20 protein-coding genes are annotated in these 18,524 nt (G+C 67.8%); 14 read left to right on the top strand and 6 right to left on the bottom strand.

Annotated features, from left to right (window positions below):
- The first annotated feature begins 46 nt into the window (after nt 1–46).
- From QUV18_RS01845 to QUV18_RS01875, 7 genes are all read left to right on the top strand, one after another.
- Nucleotides 47–1,192 (top strand): acyl-CoA dehydrogenase family protein, encoded by a 1,146-nt coding sequence (locus QUV18_RS01845; RefSeq protein WP_300891561.1) that lies wholly within the window; start codon nt 47–49, stop codon nt 1,190–1,192.
- Between the two features lie 137 nt (nt 1,193–1,329).
- On the top strand, nt 1,330–2,322 hold the full coding sequence (gene paaA / locus QUV18_RS01850) for a 1,2-phenylacetyl-CoA epoxidase subunit PaaA (protein WP_300891563.1): 993 nt from the start codon (nt 1,330–1,332) through the stop codon (nt 2,320–2,322).
- Between the two features lie 12 nt (nt 2,323–2,334).
- Complete coding sequence (paaB, locus tag QUV18_RS01855) at nt 2,335–2,673, top strand: 1,2-phenylacetyl-CoA epoxidase subunit PaaB (protein WP_235607866.1); 339 nt, start codon at nt 2,335–2,337, stop codon at nt 2,671–2,673.
- Entirely contained in the window at nt 2,673–3,440 is a 768-nt protein-coding gene (paaC, locus tag QUV18_RS01860; RefSeq protein ID WP_300891566.1) for a 1,2-phenylacetyl-CoA epoxidase subunit PaaC, read from the top strand. The genes paaB and paaC overlap by 1 nt, the downstream gene beginning before the upstream one ends.
- Entirely contained in the window at nt 3,434–3,907 is a 474-nt protein-coding gene (gene paaD, locus QUV18_RS01865) for a 1,2-phenylacetyl-CoA epoxidase subunit PaaD (protein ID WP_300891568.1), read from the top strand. Before paaC ends, paaD begins: the two co-directional genes overlap by 7 nt.
- Before the next feature lie 8 nt (nt 3,908–3,915).
- On the top strand, nt 3,916–4,992 hold the full coding sequence (locus QUV18_RS01870) for a 2Fe-2S iron-sulfur cluster-binding protein (protein WP_300891569.1): 1,077 nt from the start codon (nt 3,916–3,918) through the stop codon (nt 4,990–4,992).
- 14 nt (nt 4,993–5,006) lie between these two features.
- Nucleotides 5,007–5,765, top strand: a complete 759-nt coding sequence (locus tag QUV18_RS01875) for a Phenylacetic acid catabolic protein (protein ID WP_300891571.1) — start codon at nt 5,007–5,009, stop codon at nt 5,763–5,765.
- Between the two features lie 96 nt (nt 5,766–5,861).
- On the opposite strand, the gene QUV18_RS01880 is transcribed toward QUV18_RS01875, so the two are convergent.
- The 4 genes from QUV18_RS01880 to QUV18_RS01895 all read right to left on the bottom strand — a co-directional run bounded on the left by QUV18_RS01880 (nt 5,862) and on the right by QUV18_RS01895 (nt 10,073).
- Nucleotides 5,862–7,007 (bottom strand): iron-containing alcohol dehydrogenase, encoded by a 1,146-nt coding sequence (locus tag QUV18_RS01880; protein ID WP_300891573.1) that lies wholly within the window; start codon nt 7,005–7,007, stop codon nt 5,862–5,864.
- Nucleotides 7,008–7,139: 132 nt separating this feature from the next.
- Nucleotides 7,140–7,622 carry a protein-tyrosine phosphatase family protein gene (locus tag QUV18_RS01885; RefSeq protein WP_300891575.1) on the bottom strand — a complete coding sequence of 161 codons (483 nt, stop codon included), beginning with the start codon at nt 7,620–7,622 and terminating at the stop codon, nt 7,140–7,142.
- A gap of 10 nt (nt 7,623–7,632) precedes the next feature.
- Nucleotides 7,633–8,469 carry a neutral zinc metallopeptidase gene (locus tag QUV18_RS01890; protein ID WP_300891577.1) on the bottom strand — a complete coding sequence of 279 codons (837 nt, stop codon included), beginning with the start codon at nt 8,467–8,469 and terminating at the stop codon, nt 7,633–7,635.
- Nucleotides 8,470–8,552: 83 nt separating this feature from the next.
- The gene (locus tag QUV18_RS01895) at nt 8,553–10,073 is read right to left on the bottom strand and encodes an ankyrin repeat domain-containing protein (protein WP_300891579.1); all 1,521 of its coding nucleotides are present in this window, start codon (nt 10,071–10,073) and stop codon (nt 8,553–8,555) included.
- Between the two features lie 63 nt (nt 10,074–10,136).
- Between QUV18_RS01895 and QUV18_RS01900 the strand changes: the two genes are divergently transcribed.
- The 5 genes from QUV18_RS01900 (at nt 10,137) to recR (ending at nt 14,940) form a co-directional block, all read left to right on the top strand.
- Nucleotides 10,137–12,227 (top strand): DNA polymerase III subunit gamma/tau, encoded by a 2,091-nt coding sequence (locus QUV18_RS01900; protein WP_300891581.1) that lies wholly within the window; start codon nt 10,137–10,139, stop codon nt 12,225–12,227.
- Nucleotides 12,203–12,595 (top strand): hypothetical protein, encoded by a 393-nt coding sequence (locus QUV18_RS01905; protein WP_300891583.1) that lies wholly within the window; start codon nt 12,203–12,205, stop codon nt 12,593–12,595. Before QUV18_RS01900 ends, QUV18_RS01905 begins: the two co-directional genes overlap by 25 nt.
- Before the next feature lie 364 nt (nt 12,596–12,959).
- Complete coding sequence (locus QUV18_RS01910; protein ID WP_300891585.1) at nt 12,960–13,304, top strand: YbaB/EbfC family nucleoid-associated protein; 345 nt, start codon at nt 12,960–12,962, stop codon at nt 13,302–13,304.
- A gap of 5 nt (nt 13,305–13,309) precedes the next feature.
- Entirely contained in the window at nt 13,310–14,350 is a 1,041-nt protein-coding gene (locus QUV18_RS01915; RefSeq protein WP_300891587.1) for a TraB/GumN family protein, read from the top strand.
- Nucleotides 14,347–14,940, top strand: a complete 594-nt coding sequence (gene recR / locus QUV18_RS01920; RefSeq protein ID WP_300891589.1) for a recombination mediator RecR — start codon at nt 14,347–14,349, stop codon at nt 14,938–14,940. Before QUV18_RS01915 ends, recR begins: the two co-directional genes overlap by 4 nt.
- A 3-nt stretch (nt 14,941–14,943) precedes the next feature.
- Here the strand turns inward: recR and QUV18_RS01925 are convergent, their stop codons facing one another.
- The gene (locus QUV18_RS01925) at nt 14,944–15,816 is read right to left on the bottom strand and encodes an AraC family transcriptional regulator (RefSeq protein ID WP_300891591.1); all 873 of its coding nucleotides are present in this window, start codon (nt 15,814–15,816) and stop codon (nt 14,944–14,946) included.
- 170 nt (nt 15,817–15,986) lie between these two features.
- Here QUV18_RS01925 and QUV18_RS01930 point away from each other — a divergent pair, with 170 nt between their 5' ends.
- Entirely contained in the window at nt 15,987–16,745 is a 759-nt protein-coding gene (locus tag QUV18_RS01930; RefSeq protein ID WP_300891593.1) for an SDR family oxidoreductase, read from the top strand.
- A gap of 209 nt (nt 16,746–16,954) precedes the next feature.
- Here the strand turns inward: QUV18_RS01930 and QUV18_RS01935 are convergent, their stop codons facing one another.
- On the bottom strand, nt 16,955–17,728 hold the full coding sequence (locus QUV18_RS01935; RefSeq protein ID WP_300891594.1) for a cell cycle transcriptional regulator TrcR: 774 nt from the start codon (nt 17,726–17,728) through the stop codon (nt 16,955–16,957).
- Between the two features lie 130 nt (nt 17,729–17,858).
- Between QUV18_RS01935 and QUV18_RS01940 the strand changes: the two genes are divergently transcribed.
- A complete protein-coding gene (locus QUV18_RS01940) occupies nt 17,859–18,488 on the top strand; it encodes a ribonuclease T2 (RefSeq protein ID WP_300891595.1) in 630 nt (209 codons plus the stop codon).
- Nucleotides 18,489–18,524 lie beyond the last annotated feature (36 nt).

An 18,524-nucleotide genomic window follows, 5' to 3' on the forward strand; every position in this document is an offset into this window, starting at 1 on the left:
GATACCCTGACCCGGCGCCGACCCCGCGCCGGTCAAGGGAGGACGCATGACACAACACCTGTTCCTGACAGAGGAACACGAAATGCTGCGCGACCAGCTGCGCCGCTTCGTGGCCGAGAAGGTGCAACCCCACGCCGACCAATGGGAGGTTGACGGCGCCGTCCCCCGCGACGTGCTCCGCGAAATGGGCGCGCTCGGCTTCCTCGGCATCCGCTACCCCGAGGAATACGGCGGCTCGGCGATGGACACCCGCGCCACCGCCGTCCTGGCCGAGGAACTCGGCCGCTCCACCTACGCCGGCTTCGCCATCACCGTGCTGGTCCATACCGACATGGCCTCCGTCCACCTCTTCAACGCGGGCTCCGACGCCCAGAAGGCCGCCCACATGCCGGGCATCATCTCGGGCGACACCATCACCGCCGTCGGCGTCACCGAACCCGACGCCGGCTCCGACGTGAAGGGCATCCGCACCACCGCCCGCCGCGACGGCGACGATTTCATCCTCAACGGCGCCAAGATGTTCATCACCAACGGCGTCCACGCCAACCTCTACTGCGTCGCCGCCAAGACCGATGCGCAAGGCCCCGCCAGCCAGTCGGTCACCATGTTCCTCGTCGAGAAAGGCACCCCCGGCTTCACCGTCTCCCGCGCCCTCGACAAGCATGGCTGGCGCTCCTCCGACACGGCGGAACTCGCCTTCGACAATTGCCGCATCCCCGCCGAGAATATGCTCGGCGAGGAAGGCCGCGGCTTCTACTCGATCATGAAGAATTTCCAGAACGAGCGTATCGTCCTCGGCGCCATGGCCATGGGCGAAGCCCAGGCCGCCCTCGACCTCACCCTCGACTACGTGAAGAACCGCAAGGCCTTCGGCGCCCCCCTCTGGGACAAGCAGGCCATCCGCCAGCGCCTCGCCATGCTCGCCGCCCGCGTCGCCGCCGCCCGCCAATTCGTCTACGCCACCGCCGCCCGTGACGCGAATGGCGAGGAGGTCACGCGCGAGGTCTCGATGATCAAGGCGTTGTGCGGTGAACTGGTCAACGAAGTGATGTATGATTGCCTGCAATTCCACGGCGGCTTCGGCTACATGCGCGAAGCCACCATAGAACGAATGACCCGCGACGCCCGCGTTCAGGCAATCGGCGGCGGCGCGACCGAAGTGATGCTCGAGGAAGTGGCCAAGCGGCTCTGACCGGTGCGGCCTGAACTGTTACAGGATTCTGCCGGAACGGCACAATCCGTAACATTTCCCTTGAAGCGAATCGATGATTGCCCTACTTCGACCGCACGGTCGGTTAATTCAGCGCGACGAACGGGAGGACCGAACTCATGTATGCACAGATGGTCAAGAGCACCGGCAAAGGCGTCACTCCGCGCGAGGAGATGTCGGACGAGGAACGCGCCTTCCAGGACCGCGTCGATGCCGACATCAAGATCGAACCCCGCGACTGGATGCCCGAGGGCTACCGCAAGACCCTGATCCGCCAGATCGGCCAGCACGCCCATTCCGAGATCGTCGGCCAATTGCCCGAGGGCAACTGGATCACCCGCGCCCCCACGCTGGAACGCAAGATGATCCTCCTGGCCAAGGTGCAGGACGAGGCCGGCCACGGCCTCTACCTCTACGCCGCCGCCGAAACACTCGGCATCACCCGCGACGACATGACCGAACAGCTCCTGTCGGGGAAGATGAAATACTCCTCGATCTTCAACTACCCCACCCTCACCTGGGCCGACATGGGCGCGGTGGGCTGGCTGGTCGACGGCGCCGCCATCATGAACCAGGTCCCGCTGCAGCGCACCTCCTACGGCCCCTATTCCCGCGCGATGATCCGCATCTGCAAGGAGGAAAGCTTCCACCAGCGGCAGGGCTACGACATCATGATGAAGATGGCGCAAGGCTCCGAGGCCCAAAAACGCATGGCCCAGGATGCGCTCAACCGCTTCTGGTACCCCTCGCTGATGATGTTCGGGCCCTCCGACGCTGAAAGCGTCCACTCGGCCCAGTCGATGGCGTGGAAGATCAAGATGAACACCAATGACGAGCTGCGCCAGAAATTCGTCGACCAGACCGTGCCACAGGCCGAATTCCTCGGCCTCACCGTTCCCGACGAGAACCTCAAGTGGAACGAGGATCGCGGCCATTACGACTTCTCCCAGCCCGACTGGGACGAGTTCTTCAACGTCCTCAAGGGCAACGGCCCCTGCAACGCCGAGCGCCTGTCCGCCCGCCAGAAAGCCTGGGACGAGGGGCAATGGGTCCGCGACGGCCTGCTCGCCCACGCCCGCAAATCCGCCGCCCGCAAGGTCGCAGCGGAATAGGAGACCACGCACATGAGTTCCGTCACCCCCGGCGAACTGCCCGACAGCGAGGGCAAAGGCAAATCCCCCCGCCACGAATGGCCCCTGTGGGAGGTGTTCATCCGCGGCCAGCACGGCCTGAACCACCGGCACGTGGGCTCCCTCCACGCGCCCGACGCCGAGATGGCCATCAAGAACGCCCGCGACGTCTATACCCGCCGCAACGAGGGCGTCTCGATCTGGGTCGTGGAAAGCCGCCACATCTCGGCCACCGCGCCGGGCGAGAAGGGCCCGCTCTTCGAGCCCTCCGAAAGCAAGATCTACCGCCACCCGACCTTCTACGACATTCCCGACGACGTGGGGCACATGTAATGGCCGATATCGACCAGACCGCGCTGCTGCAATTCCTGCTGCGGATGGGGGACAACACCCTCATCCTCGGCCACCGCGTGTCGGAATGGTGCGGCAAGGCCCCCGTGCTGGAAGAGGATATCGCGCTCGCCAACACCGCGCTCGACCTGATCGGCCAGACCCAGCTCTGGCTCGGCTACGCGGCCGAGGTGCAGGGGGAAGGCAAGTCGGCCGACGATCTCGCCTTCCTCCGCGACGCGTGGGATTTCCGCAATGTCCTGCTGGTCGAACTCCCCAACGGCGATTTCGGCCAGACCCTCATGCGGCAATTCTTCTTCGACGCGTGGTCGTCGATCCTCATGCCGCGCCTCGCCAACTCCGCCGATCCCCGCATCGCCGAGATCGCCGAGAAGGCCACCAAGGAGGTGGCCTACCACGTCGAACGCTCCGCCGACACGGTCGTGGGCCTCGGCGACGGCACCGAGGAAAGCCACACCCGCATGCAGGCCGCCCTCGACTACCTCTACCCTTACGTGGGCGAATTCTTCCTCTCGGATGAAGGCGACGCCGCCCTGGCCGCCGCCGGCATCGCCCCCGACCCGGCCAGCCTGCGCTCCGAATACGACACCTTCGTCGAGCGCGTCATGGCCCGCGCCACCCTCACCCTGCCCGAAGACCGCTTCGCCCATTCCGGCGGCCGCAACGGCCGGATGCATACCGAGCACCTGGGCCACATCCTGACCCAGATGCAGTGGCTCCAGCGCGCCTACCCGGGCAACACATGGTGACCGCCATGCAACGGCCAAGCACCGAACAGGTCTGGCACTGGCTGAATGAGATCCCCGACCCGGAGATCCCGGCGATCTCGCTCACCGACCTCGGCATCATCCGCGATGTCGCTTGGGCCGACGACACCCTCACCGTCACCGTCACGCCCACCTATTCCGGCTGCCCGGCCACCTCGCTTATCAACATGGAGATCGAGGCCGCCCTGCGCGCCCACGGCATCGACAAGCTGACCCTCAAGCGCCAGCTCAGCCCGGCCTGGACAACCGACTGGATGACCGAGGAAGGCCGCGCCAAGCTCGAAGCCTACGGCATCGCGCCCCCGCAACCGGCCGGCGGCCCCAAGGCCTGCCCCCGCTGCCAAAGCGACAACCTCGAACGGCTCAGCCAGTTCGGCTCCACCCCCTGCAAAGCCCAGTGGCGCTGCCGCGACTGCCTCGAACCCTTCGACTATTTCAAGTGCATCTGAGAAACGCCATGTCCCGGTTCCACGATCTCGAAGTCACCGATATCCGCAAGACCATCCGCGACGCCGTGGTGGTCACCCTCAGGCCCGTCAACGGCGCGGCCGAGCATTTCGACTTCACCCAGGGCCAGTACCTGACCTTCCGCCGCGATTTCGACGGCGAGGAACTGCGCCGCTCCTACTCGATCTGCGCCGGCAAGGAAGACGGCGTGCTTCAGGTCGGCATCAAGCGCGTCGACGGCGGCGCCTTCTCGACCTGGGCCAACGAAGACCTGCAACCGGGCGAGGTGCTGCAGGCCATGCCCCCGATGGGCGGCTTCTTCACCCAACTCGACCCCGCGAACCGCAACAACTACCTCGGCTTCGCCGGCGGCTCGGGCATCACGCCCGTCCTCTCGATCATCAAGACCACGCTGGCGCAGGAACCCAACTCCACCTTCACGCTGGTCTACGCCAACAAGGGCGTGAACACGATCATGTTCCGCGAGGAGCTCGACGACCTCAAGAACCTCCATCTCGGCCGCTTCAACGTCATCCACGTGCTGGAAACCGACGCGCAGGAAATCGACCTTTTCACCGGCCTCGTGACGGAAGAAAAATGCGCCCAGCTGTTCGACAGCGGCTGGATCGACGCCGCCTCCATCGACACCGCCTTCATCTGCGGGCCGGAGCCGATGATGCTCGGCATCGCCTCGGCGCTGCGCAAGGCGGGGCTCGACGACGCCAACATCAAGTTCGAGCTCTTCGCCTCCGCCCAGCCCGGCCGCCTCAAGCGCGCCACCCTGCCCAAATCCTCCGACAGCAAGGCCGACACCACCACCGTCGCCATCACGCTCGACGGCGCCACCCGCACCGTCACCGCCGACAAGGACCAGAGCATTCTCGAAGCCGCCCTCGCCAGCGACCTCGACGCCCCCTTCGCCTGCAAGGCCGGCGTCTGCTCCACCTGCCGCTGCCGGGTGATCGAGGGCGAGGTCGAAATGCTCACCAACCACGCGCTCGAGGATTACGAGGTCGAAAAGGGCTACGTGCTCTCCTGCCAGTCCTACGCCCTCACCGACCGCGTCACCGTCGACTACGACCAGTAGAGGAGGCCGCCCAAATGGCCGAGGACATGCCCCTTTCCGACTACCTCGCACAAGGCGGCAAGCTGACCAGCCCGGCCAACGTGCCCCCGCGCTACCGCGCCGAACTGCTCAAGATGATGGCCAGCTTCGTCGACAGCTCCCTCGCCGGTGCGGCGGGCTTCGCCGACCTCATCAACTCCGGCCCCGGCATCAAGGAACGCATCGCCGCCGCCCGGATCGTGCTGGAAAAGACCGACAACGCCGACCGCGTCCTGCGCATCATGGGCGAATTCGGCGCCGACACCGACCGCTACGCCAACCACCACCCCTGGACGGCCCGACTGGAACGCGACGCCGATATCGGCACCCGGCGGGGCGAGCACGACATGCGCCTTTCCGTCCTCAACTACCCGATCGACGGCTGGGCCGACGCCGTGGTGATGAACCTGCTGATGGGCCGTGCCGTCGTGGTGCAGTTGGGCGAGATGATCCACGTCTCCTACCAGCCCCTGTCGGAAGCCTTCCGCGCCATCCTGCCGGTCGAGGAGCACCACGCCGTCCTCGCCCGCGAAGGCATCGACCGCCTCCTCGAAACCGAGGACAAGGCCACCCTGCAAACCTCCGTCGATTACTGGTGGCCCCGCGTCGCCGCCTCCTTCGGCACCACGACATCACAGAAATTCGACGCGCTGAAAGCCATGGGCCTCCGCCACACCCCCAACGTCGAACTCCGCGCCAGGTGGGAAACAGAAACCGACCGCACCCTCAACAGCCTCGGCCTGGCAAGCCCCTAAACCGCCCCGCGCGCACCACCACCCGTCCCGGCCCCCGAGCCGGGACCTCGCGCCCCTCGCGAAACCCGTAGGGTGGGTGCCAACCCACCAAACCCCTCACATCGCCGCGCGATACAGCTCCGCCAGGTTCTCCTCGTTGAGTTCCACCGGGTTCCCCCCACAGCTCGGGTCGGTCACCGCGTCCTTCACCAGCGCCGGGATGCTCTCCTCCGTGACGCCAAGCGCCGCCAGCCCCTTCGGAATCCCCAGCCGGTCATTGAACCCGTCCACGAAGGCCCGGAACCCGTCGAACCCGCCCTCGATCCCGAGATACGGCGCCGCCCGGTCGAACCGCTCGGCAATCACCGGCCCGTTGAACGTCAGAACCGCCGGCATGCACACCGCATTCGTCGTCCCGTGATGCGTGCCGAAATGCGCCCCCACCGGGTGGCTCAGCGCATGGATCGCCCCCAGACCCTTCTGAAAGCCCACGGCCCCCATCGCGGCGGCGCTCATCATGTGCGCCCGCGCCTCGATATCCCCGCCATCGTCATAGGCCCGCGGCAGGTTCTCGATCACCAGCTTCATTCCCTCCAGCGCGATGCCCTGGCTCATCGGGTGGTAATGCGGGCTGCTGAACGCCTCGACGCAATGCGCGAACGCATCGAGCCCCGTGCCGGCCGTGATCGGCTTCGGCATCCCCACCGTCAGCTCCGGGTCGCAGATCACCACCGCCGGAAGCAGCTTCGGGTGGAAGATGATCTTCTTCACATGGGTGTCGGAATTCGTCAGCACCCCGGCCCGGCCCACTTCCGACCCGGTCCCGGCGGTCGTCGGCACCGCCACGATCGGCGCGATCTTTTCGGCATCGGCCCGCGTCCACCAGTCGCCGATATCCTCGAAATCCCACACCGGCCGCGTCTGGCCCGCCATGAACGCCACCAGCTTGCCAAGGTCGAGCCCCGAGCCGCCGCCGAACGCGATCACCCCGTCATGCCCGCCCTCGTGATAGGCCGCCACCCCGGCGGCAAGGTTCATCTCGTTGGGGTTCGGATCCACCTCCGAGAACATCGCCCGGCCCAGCCCGGCCGCCTCCATCCGCTCCAGCACGCCCTGCGTCACCGGCAGCCCGGCCAGCCCCCGGTCCGTCACCAGCAGCGGCCGTTTCATGCCGGCGGCGGCACAGGCCTCGCCCAGCTCCGCGATCCGCCCCGCCCCGAATTTCACCGCGGTCGGATACGACCAGTTGCCCACAAGACCCATGCCTGTCCCCTTGTCCCTTGCGGGGGCTTGCCGCCCCCGGCTTTCATCTTTCCAGAAACACTCAAATCCCGGCCCCGCCACCGGCGCCGTCGCCCGCCACTCTATCGGCGCCGCCGCTACATGCAACTGGGGCTAGCGCTTACGGGCCCAGTCATACTGCGCCGCCGTCTCCACTGCACAAGGTCTGACCGCCCTGAGCCGTTTCAGCGCCGGCCCCGGCTTCTCGCCACAGGCCACCATCAGCTTCAGCGCGGCGGTCCCCGACCGCCCGCAGCCGCCCATGCAATGGATCAGAACCCGGCCCCCGCCCCTCAGCGCGGCACAGGCGCGCTCGCTGGCGGCCTCCCACAGCGCCTCGGCCTCGCCCGTGGGCACGCCGAAATCATGGCACGGGATATGATGCCACCGTGCCCCGGAATTGAGCAGTTCCGAGCCAAGGTCGCCTGCCCCCGCCGCCACCATCTCGACCTCCGTCACCATCGAGATCACCAGCGCCGGCTTCCAGTCCTTCATGTGGGCGATATCCTCGGCATAATGCCCCCCGCGCCCCGGCATCGGCGCGATGGCAAGGATGCCACGCGCCACCGGCAGGCCGAAGATCACGAATCCCGACATCGCCTCCATCTCAGATCCGGTCCGCCCCGAACGTGTCGCAGGCCCCCGGATCGCCGTTCTCGTAGCCCCGCGCGAACCACCCCGCCCGCTGCTCCGACGTGCCGTGCGTAAAGGTATGCGGCTGCGGCACCCGGCCCGCGCGTTCCTGCAGGTAATCGTCGCCGATCCGCCGCGCGGCGTTCAGCGCCTCCTCCACGTCACCGGGTTCCAGCAGGCCATCGACGTTCCGCGCCCAGACGCCGGACAGGCAATCCGCCTGCAACTCCAGCCGAACGGTCAGCGCGTTGGCCTGCGCCTTGTCACTCGCCTGCCGCATCCGGTTCACCTCCGGCAGGATGCCAAGCTCGTTCTGCACGTGATGCGCCACCTCGTGGGCGATCACGTAGGCAGCGGCGAAATCTCCCTTCACCCCAAGCTGCCGGCCCAGCGTCTCGAAGAACGCGGTGTCCAGGTACGCCTTTTCATCCGCCGGGCAATAGAACGGCCCCGTCGCCCCGGACGCCCCGCCACAGGGGCTCTGCGTCACGCCGGAAAACAGCACCAGCACCGGCGGCACGTAGTCCCGCCCGAACGCGTCGGGAAAGACCTTCGTCCAGACCTCCTCGGTCGTGGCCAGCACCTGGCTCGCGAACTGCCCCGCCTCCTGCTCTTCGGCCGACAATTCCCTCGGCGCCTCGCCCTGCGAGAACGGGTCCTGCCCCTCCAGCAGCGGGGTGATGTCCACCCCCGCGAAATAGGCGATCGCCACCACCACCAGCAGGCCGACGCCGCCGATCCCGGCACCCGCCCGGCCCGACCGCCGCCGGTCCTCGACATTCCGGCTCCGCCGGATACCCCTCAGCCGCATGGTCTCTCCCCCCGGGGAAAATGGAACACGACCACCACTATAAGCAGCTTTGCGGCACCCGGAAAAGCCTGTTGCGTCGCCGCCTATCCCGGCCCGCCCACCACCTGCCCCGGCCGCGCCTCGGCCCAGCCCCGCAGGAACGCCGCTATGTCCTCGCGCCCGCATTGCCCGATCAGGGCCCTTGGCAGCGCCACCCCCTGCTCCAGCGCCAGCCGCGCACAGCCGATATGGTCCCGCTCGGCCCTGGCCGGGTTGTTTTCCGCCCCGTGCAGGATGGTCGACAACAGCGTGCCGCCATAGCCGTTCACATGGCCCAGGTCGGGCGACAGCGACAGGAACCACGCCAGCACCTCCGGCTTGCCCTCCCACCCGGCCGCATGGGTCGGCGTCACCTTCTCATGCGCATCCGCCGCGTCATAAGGCAGGCCCAGCGCCACCAGCCGCCGCATGTGATCCAGCCGGTCGGGCAAATGCACAAGCTCCCGCAAAAGCCCCCGGAACGCACGCGGCAACGTCTCGGGGTCGATATACTCCCCAGGGCTCTCACCCCCCTCCGCCGCACGCGCCAGCAGCGCCTCCTCCCGGCTCAACGCCCGGTCCACGCCCCGCGCCTCCAGCGCCTCCACCAGCGCCCTGTTCCCGTAAACCCGCGCCATCGCGTAGGCGCTCACCCCCTGCCAGCGCCGCGCCGTCCCGGCCCCGGCGTCCAGCAACAGCTCCACCATCCGCGCATCGTTCATCCGCCGCGCGGCATGGTGCAGCGCCGAAATCGCGCCCCCGGCTTCGCCCTCCTCCGCCTTCGCCCCATGCGCCAGCAACATCTCCACCGCCGCGTGATCGTGGAAATCCATCGCCCGGAACAGCGCGTTCGTCCCCTTCGGATCGGCCCCCGCCGCCAGCAGCATCCCCAGCGCCCGATGATGCCCCAGCTCCGTGGCGTGATAGAGCGACTCGCCGTCATCCGGATCGGCCCCCTGCGCCAGCAGCCACTCCGCCAGCACCATGTTGTCCGCATGCCCCACCGCGCCATAAAGCGCCGACAGAACCGGCCCCCCCGGCGCCTCGGCAAACCCGTCATTCACATCCGCCCCATGCTTGCGCAACGCCTCCGCCACGCCCAGCATGTCCGCCGCCAGCTCCGGCCGCGCATGAATCCACCGCGAGAACGCCAGGTGCAATATCGGCGTCCGCGGTCCCAGCTTCGCCACCGCCAGCCCCGGCTCCCTCGCCAGCGCCGCCTCGACGGCCTCCCGCCGGTAGAGCGCGCATTCCAACCCGAACTGCCCGTCCGCCAAATCCGGGAACCGCGCCAGCAACGCCTCCACCCGCGCCACCTGCCCCCGGAACAGCGCGACCTTCAGCTGCTGCAACGCCGCCGCCCGGTCCATCCCCATCGCCTCGGCGGCCGCCTTCAGCCGGGGCCAGCTCTCGAACCCCGCCTCCCGCGCCACCGCGTGCAGGAAATCGGCGCGCACCAGCGCCTCCGCCGGCTTGCCCGGCCCGTACTGTTTCAGCCGCTCCACGGCCCAGGCCTCGCCCGCCGCATGGGCGCGCTGCATACGTTTGGCCGCGAATCGCAGCCCGTTAAGGGAAAGATCATCCATGATCCGGGTTCCTCTCGATCAGGGGCCCGCGATCCGCCAGTCCGGGCAAGAGAAAACCGAAATATGTACCGGTCGTCCGTCGTAGGCAGGTGCGCACGCTTTCCGCGGATCAGGCGGCCCCCTGCAAAAGGCCGTGCCCTCATCTTACACCGCCAGCCACCCGGCGCATCCCCCAACTTTCACTTTTCCAGAAATACTCAAATCCCCACACCAGCCCCACGCACCGCCACCCGCCATTCATCCCCGTCCTGCCTTGCCGGGGCGGGGCGGGCGGGCGGGAGCCCCGGCAAGGCAGGACACCCTGCACCAATCCCCCGGTGGACGCCGGGCGCAACTCCCCTTACCTTGCCCCTCGAAGCCCAGAACAGGACCCCCATGACCGACGCCGACTCCCAAGCCGCCTACCAGGTTCTGGCCCGCAAGTACCGGCCCGAGACCTTCGCCGACCTCGTCGGTCAGGATGCCATGGTCCGCACCCTCAAGAACGCCTTCAAGGCCGACCGCATCGCCCAGGCCTTCATCATGACCGGCATCCGCGGCACCGGGAAGACCACCACCGCCCGGATCATCGCCAAGGGCATGAACTGCATCGGCCCCGACGGCCAGGGCGGCCCGACGACGGATCCCTGCGGCCAATGCGAACACTGCAAGGCGATCATGGAAGGCCGCCATGTCGACGTGCTGGAAATGGACGCGGCCTCCCGCACCGGCGTCGGCGACATCCGCGAGATCATCGACAGCGTCGCCTACCGCGCGGCCTCGGCCCGCTACAAGATCTACATCATCGACGAAGTTCACATGCTCTCGACCAGCGCCTTCAACGCGTTGCTCAAGACGCTCGAGGAACCCCCCGCCCACGTGAAGTTCATCTTCGCCACCACCGAGATCCGCAAGGTGCCGGTCACCGTGCTCTCCCGCTGCCAGCGCTTCGACCTGCGCCGCATCGACCCCGAGCAGATGATCGCCATGCTCCGCCGCATCGCCGATGCCGAGAAAGCCCAGATCGCCGACGACGCCCTCGCGCTGATCACCCGCGCCGCCGAAGGCTCGGCGCGCGACGCCACCTCGCTCCTCGATCAGGCCATCTCCCACGGCGCGGGCGAAACCACGGCGGAACAGGTCCGCGCCATGCTGGGGCTGGCCGACCGGGGCCGCGTGCTCGACCTCTTCGACCTGATCATGAAAGGCGATGCCGCCGGCGCGCTCGGAGAGCTCTCCGGCCAGTATGCCGAGGGCGCCGACCCGATGGCGGTCCTCCGCGACCTCGCCGAGATCGCCCACTGGGTCAGCGTCGTCAAGATCACCCCCGAGGCCGCCGAAGACCCCACCATCGGCCCCGACGAACGCGACCGCGGCCGCGCCATGGCCGAGGCCCTGCCGATGCGCGTCCTCACCCGCATGTGGCAGATGCTGCTGAAATCGCTGGAAGAGGTGGCCCAGGCGCCCAATTCGATGATGGCCGCCGAGATGGCCGTCATCCGCATGACCCATGTCGCCGAGCTTCCCGCGCCCGAAGACCTCGTTCGCCGGCTACAGGACGGCCCGCCGCCCCAGCCCCCCGCCGGCGGCCCGGCGCCCGGCGGCCCCGGCGGCGGCGGCCACGCCCCGGCCCCCACCGGCCACACATCCGCCTACAGCTCCGGCGTCTCCGCCCAGACCGGCGCCTCCGGCCCCTCCGGCCAGACCACCGCGCTCGCCGCCCAATCCGACACGGCGCTGGCGCATTACCCCACCTTCGACCACGTGGTCGAGCTGATCCGCGCCCACCGCGACGTGAAGCTCTTGGTCGAGGTCGAAACCTGCGTCCAGCTCGCCGCCTACCGCCCCGGCCGGATCGAGTTCTGCCCGACCGACGACGCCCCCGCCGACCTCTCGCAACGGCTCGGCGCCGCCCTGCAACGCTGGACAGGCAACCGCTGGGGCGTCTCGGTCGTCAGCGAGGGCGGCAAGCCCACCATCGCCGCCACCCGCGACGCCGCCCGTATCGCGCTCGAGGACGAGGCCAAGACCCACCCCATGGTACAGGCCGTCTTCTCCGCCTTCCCCGGCGCCAAGATCACCGGCATCCGCACCCCCGAGGAACAGCAGGCCGAGGCCCAGGCCGAAGCCCTGCCCGAAGTGGACGAAGAATGGGACCCCTTCGAGGAGGACTGATCGCCGCCCTCCTCCTGCCCGCGCCCGCCTGGGCGCAGGTCTGCGAGGAGATGCGCCCGGGATGGGACGGCACGCCCGTCTCGGCGTGGTCCGAGGCGCTGCTCCTCTTCACCTCCCCCGCCGCCCTGATCCTGCTCGCGGGCAGCCTTCTGGCCGTCCGTTACAATAGCCAGTGGGGCACGCTGGCCGCCTGCGTCGGCTGGAGCGCGCTGGTCTCCGTCTATGCCTTCCTCGACGGCGGCCGCACCGAGGCCATGGCGCAGGGCTGCATCGGCTCACCCGTGGTCTTCATCGCCACCGCCGCCGCCCTCTGCGTGGCCATGATCCTCTACATCGGCGTCCCCGCCAAGAAAGAGGACGGCGCCTGACACCGCCTGCCCCCGGCCGGCACCCCGCACACCCGCAACCCCGGTCCCCCGTAGGGTGGGTGAAACCCACCACCCACCCCGCCCGAAGTCTAGAAAAGACTTCGCCCCGATATCTTTTCAAGATATCGCCCCCTACCGCATCGCCCGCCACATTAACCCGGCCCGGCACCGACCCGCGCACCGACAAAATACCGACGTGATACCGACGCGATACCGACACCCGGTTTTCCCGCCATTTCAGCCTGTTAACCCCGATTCGACCACCCTCTCCCCATCCCGTCCTCCGCACCGCCCTTGTCCCGGCCCGCCGGCCCTCGTATCTATGGGTCAACACGAAACGAAACCCGAACTTCGGAGAGATCACATGTTCAAGGGACTGGGCCAGATGGGCGACATGGCCAAGATGATGAAGGCCGCGCAGGAGATGCAGCAGAAGATGGCCAGCCTTCAGGAAGAGATGCACAACATGACCGTCGAGGGCGAAAGCGGCGCCGGCCTCGTCAAGGCCACCTGCACCGTCAAGGGCGAGCTCAAGGGCCTCGATATCGACCCCTCGATCTTCAACCCCGACGACAAGGAAGCGGTCGAAGACCTCATCCTCGCCGCCATCAAGAACGCCCAGACCCGCGCCAACGACAAGGCGAAAGAGGAGATGGGCAAGATCACCGAGGGCATGGGCCTGCCCAAGGACATGGACCTGCCGTTCTGAAGCCGATGCGCTGGCTCGCCCTTGGCCTCTGCTGCCTGCTCGCCGCCCCGGCGGGCGCCCAGAGCTGGGCCACGCGCGCGCTGTGCCTCGAGCCGGAACCGAAGATCCACGCCGGGGCCTTCGCGCCGGCAACATACGAAGAAATTCAACAACTTGCGGTCGACATCCCCAACGGCACCGGCCGCTTCTGGCGGATCGAGGGGGACGACGGAACCGTCTCCCACCTGTGGGGCACGATGCATTCCAACCTGCCCCGCATCCTCGACCTGCCCGACGCCGTCTCTGCCGAAATCTCCGCCGCCCGCATGGTCGCGACAGAGAGTGACTACACCGGCCAGACCCGGCGCGACGTCTTTCGCCAGAATGCCACCGACCGCTACGTTCTGGACAACCTGACGATCGACACGGTCGATTTCGGTATCCCGCTCGACATGGAGAACTGGATCAGGACCCGCCTTGCCGGCCTTGGCTGGGGCTACAACGCCTACGCCACGCTGCGGCCCGCGGCCATCGCCGAAATCCTCCTGTTTCACCCCTGCAACGACTTCCACGACGGCAGCTTTCCCATCCAGGATTATCACATCCAGTTGCAGGGCGCCCTCGCCGGGGCAGGCCTGATCGGTCTCGAAGACCGCAACGCCTTCTACGACCGGCTCAACGACCCCGCAAACCTCGACCTCGCCGCCGCCATCATTGCCACCTACGGCGCCTATCTCGACCCTGAACAGACACAAGACGCCTACGCCACCACCGAGGCGCTCTACCTCTCCGGCCGCATCGCCGAGATGATGGCGTGGGAGACGGCCCTCTTCGACCACCGCTACCCCGACGGACAAGGCGCCGACTGGCTCGCGCGCACCGATGCCTACCTGCTGGCCGAGCGCAACGAGACCTTCCTTGCCGCCGCCCTTCCGGAACTGGAGAAAGGCAGCCTTTTCATCGCCATAGGCGCCTTCCATCTCCCCCGCGACACCGGCATGATCGCGCTCCTGCGCCGCGAGGGCTACACCGTCACCCGCATCCCCCTGTCCGGCGAAGCCCCATGAATTCCACCCGCGATATCGACGCCCTGATCGAGATGATGGCCAAGCTGCCCGGTCTCGGCCCCCGCTCGGCCCGGCGTGCAGTGCTGCATCTCATCCGCAAGCGAGAGCTTCTGCTGATGCCGCTCGCCGACCAGATGCAACGCGTCGCCGCCACCGCCCGCGAATGCGACAATTGCGGCAACGTGGGCACCACCGAGCTTTGCGATATCTGCACCGCCGAGAAACGCGCCAACGGCCAGATCTGCGTGGTCGAGGACGTGGCCGATCTCTGGGCGATGGAACGCGCGCAGGTCTTCAAGGGCCGCTACCACGTCCTCGGCGGCACCCTCTCCGCCCTCGACCAGATCGGCCCGGAACAGCTCCGCATCCCCAAGCTGATCGACCGCATCGACACCGAAAGCATCACCGAGGTCATCCTCGCCGTCGGCGCCACCGTCGACGGCCAGACCACCGCCCATTACATCGCCGACCAGCTTGAAGGCCGCGTCCGCCTCACCTCGCTGGCGCAGGGCGTGCCCATCGGCGGCGAGCTCGACTACCTCGACGACGGCACGATCACCGCCGCCCTCAATGCCCGCAAGGATATCTGAGCCTCACGCCCGCAGGTCATGCCGGGGCGAGGCCCCGAACTTCCGCGCGTATTCCCGGCTGAACTGCGTCGGGCTCTCGTAGCCCACCTCGAACGCCACCGCCGACACGCTCTGCCCGCCCGCCTGCAACCGCTCCCGCGCCTGCAACAGCCGCAACTCCTTCTGGTATTGCAGCGGCGTCGTCGCCGTCACCGTCCGGAAATGCTCGTGAAAACTCGACCGGCTCATGCCTGCCAGCCGCGCCAGCTCCTCGGTCGCCAGCGGGTCGGCCACATGGGCGCGCAGATGCGCGATCACCTGCCCGATCCGCCCGGCATGCCCGTCCGTCTGCAACAGCGCCCTGAGGTTCGCCCCCTGCGGTGACGTCAGCAGCCGGTAATGGATCTCCTTCTGCACCAGCGGCCCCAGCACCCCGGCCTCCCCGGGCCGCTCAACCAGCTCCAGCAACCGCCCGAACGCCTCCCGCAAAGGCGCCTCCGCCTCGTGCACCGAAAGCGCCCGGCTCACGGCGCCACCCCCGGCCCCGCCGATCTCTTCCTCGAGCCCCCGCAAAACCGACAGGTCCAGCGGCAGGATCAGCGCCAGGTAGGGCCGCTCGCGCGTCGCCTCGACGATGCGCGACACGATCGGAATGTCATGGCTCACCAGCAGCAAACGCCCCGCCGACGCCCTCACCGACCCGGCCTTAGTGCCGGTGTCCTTAGCCCCCTGCACCACGAAACACACCAGCGGCTCGTAGACCATCGCCTCCAGCGCCGACGGCTCCGGCCGCCGCGCGATCATCAGCCCGGCCACCCCGGTCTTCAGCGTCCCGTCCCGCACGCCCTCGACCGCACAGATCCGCTCCGCCGCCGCCACCAGCCTGTCATCCACCATCATCGCCTCCACGCACGCGTCCGGAGTTTTATGCCATGCCCGCGCCGCTCTGCCACGCCTTTCCCCGCCACTGCCGGAGGATCGGGCAAGTCTTCCGGACAATCCGGCAGGCACCGCGCCCCGCCCTCCGCCATATCCGGTCACAGGCAAACACCGCGAAAGGACATACCATGACCGACAAGATCACCTTCATCACCGGCGGCAGCCGTGGCCTCGGCCGCAGCATGGCGCTCAAACTGGCACAACAGGGCATCGGCGTCATCTTCACCTATGCCGGCAACGCCCGGGCTGCCGAGGAAACCCTGGCCGAAATCGCGGCGCAAAGCGGCGGCGCCGCCGCCCTCCAGCTCGACCAGACCGACCCGGCCCAGATCGCGTCGCTCCCCGACCGCCTCCGCACCACCCTGCGCGAGACCTTCGGCCGCGACACGATCGACCATATCGTCAACAACGCCGGCACCGGCCACTGGGCGCTCTTCGCCGACACCACCGGGGACCAGCTCGACGACCTCTACGCCGTCCACGTCAAGGGTCCGTTCCTGCTGACCCAGGCGCTCCTGCCGATGATCGAGGATGGCGGCAAGATCGTGATGATCTCCTCTGGCCTCGCCCGCTTCGCCCTGCCGGGTTACGCGGCCTACGCGGCGATGAAAGGCGCGGTCGAGGTGCTCACCCGCTACCTCGCCAGGGAACTGGGCGAACGCCGCATCTCGGTCAACACCGTGGCGCCGGGCGCCGTCGAGACCGATTTCGGCGGCGGCACCGTCCGCGACAACCCCGAGGTCAACCGTATGATCGCCGACGCCACCGCCCTAGGCCGCGCCGGCCTGCCCGACGACATCGGCGGCGCCGTGGCGGCGCTGCTGGCGGGCGAAACCCACTGGATCACCGCCCAGCGCATCGAGGTCTCGGGCGGGCAGAGCATCTGAGGCCGAGGCGCCGGGGCCACCGCCCCGTCCCGGCCCCCGAGCCGGGACCCCGAGCGACCAAGGGCCCCGGGTCAAGCCCGGGGCGGGGCAATCGCAACGTCCCGGATTTCCGTAGGGTGGGTGAAACCCACCTCAACCGCCTGAAAACAAAAGCGCCCGCCGAAATCCCCCGGCGGGCGCTCCCCAATTCTCACTTCACGAGAAAACCCTCAGCGGCGCGGATCGTCGCTGTCGTCCTCCTCGTCGTCATCGTCGTCCGAACTGTCCGGCAGGTTGAAGAAGCTGTCCGCGTCGTATTTCTTGTCCTCGTCGCTCTCGTCCTCGTCGTCGCCCGACAGGCTGAACGTCTCCAGCCCTTCGATGGCGGTGGGCATCTTCGGCTCCGGGTCCATCTCGAGGCTCTGCTCGGTGCTCAGCAGGCGGCGGCGCGCCTCGTCGTCCATCGGCTCGCCTTCCTTGGCCTTCTTGGCGGCGGCCTTCTGCACGGCGGCGTCCAGCTCCGACTGCTTGCACAGGCCCAGTGCCACCGGGTCGATCGGCTGCATGTTCGAGATGTTCCAGTGCGTCCGCTCGCGAATCGTCTGGATCGTCGGCTTCGTCGTGCCCACCAGCTTGGCGATCTGCGCATCGGCCAGCTCGGGGTGGAACTTCACCAGCCACAGGATGGCGTTCGGCCGGTCCTGCCGCTTCGACAGCGGCGTATAGCGCGGCCCGCGGCGCTTTTCCTCGCCCACGGCGGCCGGGTTGAACTTCAGCTTCAGCTTGTGCAGCGGGTCCTTCTCGGCCTTGTCGATCTCTTCCTGCGTCAGCTGGTTGTTGGCAATCGGGTCGAACCCCTTCACGCCGGCGGCCACGTCGCCATCGGCGATGCCCTGGATCTCGAGCTCGTGCATCCCCGTGAAATCGGCGATCTGCTTGAAGCTCATCGTCGTGTTGTCCACCAGCCAGACGGCGGTAGCCTTGGCCATAAGCGGTCCTGACATTTCCTTACGTCTCCTTCACGCATATCTTCCCCGTCGCCTGAAATGGCTGTCCCGCTGGGGGACGAGTTTCCGTTGTCGGGGAACTGACGGGCTATATAGTCCCCATGCGAATAAAATGAAAGTCCGAATAATGCGTGTGCTCCTCGTGCTCCTCCTCTGGGCCTCCACGGCCCTGGCCGACGGCGAAAAGGCGGGAAAGTTCGACTATTACGTCCTGGCGCTCAGCTGGTCGCCCACCTGGTGCGCGCTCGAGGGCGACGCGCGGAACTCCCCCCAATGCGACGCCTCGGCCGATTACGGCTGGGTCCTCCACGGGCTCTGGCCGCAATACCACCGCGGCTGGCCCGCCCATTGCCCCACCGCCGAACGCCCGCCCACGCGATCCATGACCGAAGCCATGACCGATATCATGGGCTCCTCCGGCCTCGCCTGGTACCAGTGGAAGAAACACGGGTCCTGCTCGGGCCTCTCGGCGCCCGCCTATTACGCGCTCGCCCGCGACGCCTACAGCAACCTCGCCCGGCCGGATGTCTTCCGCAAACTGAAAGACCCCGTCAAGCTCCCGGCCTCCGTCGTCGAGCAAGCCTTCCTCAAGGCCAACCCCGGCCTCGAGCCGGACATGCTCACCATCACCTGCCGCTCGGGCCGCATCCAGGAAGCCCGCCTCTGCCTCTCGAAATCCCTCGATCCGGTCCCCTGCGGCCGCGACGTGGTGAAGGACTGCCAGATGGAAAACGCCCTCTTCGCGCCAATAAAATAACGCGACCCCCAACTTTCACTTTTCCAGAAATACTCA

Source organism: Roseovarius sp. (assembly GCF_030373445.1).
In the GTDB taxonomy this organism is placed as follows: domain Bacteria; phylum Pseudomonadota; class Alphaproteobacteria; order Rhodobacterales; family Rhodobacteraceae; genus Roseovarius.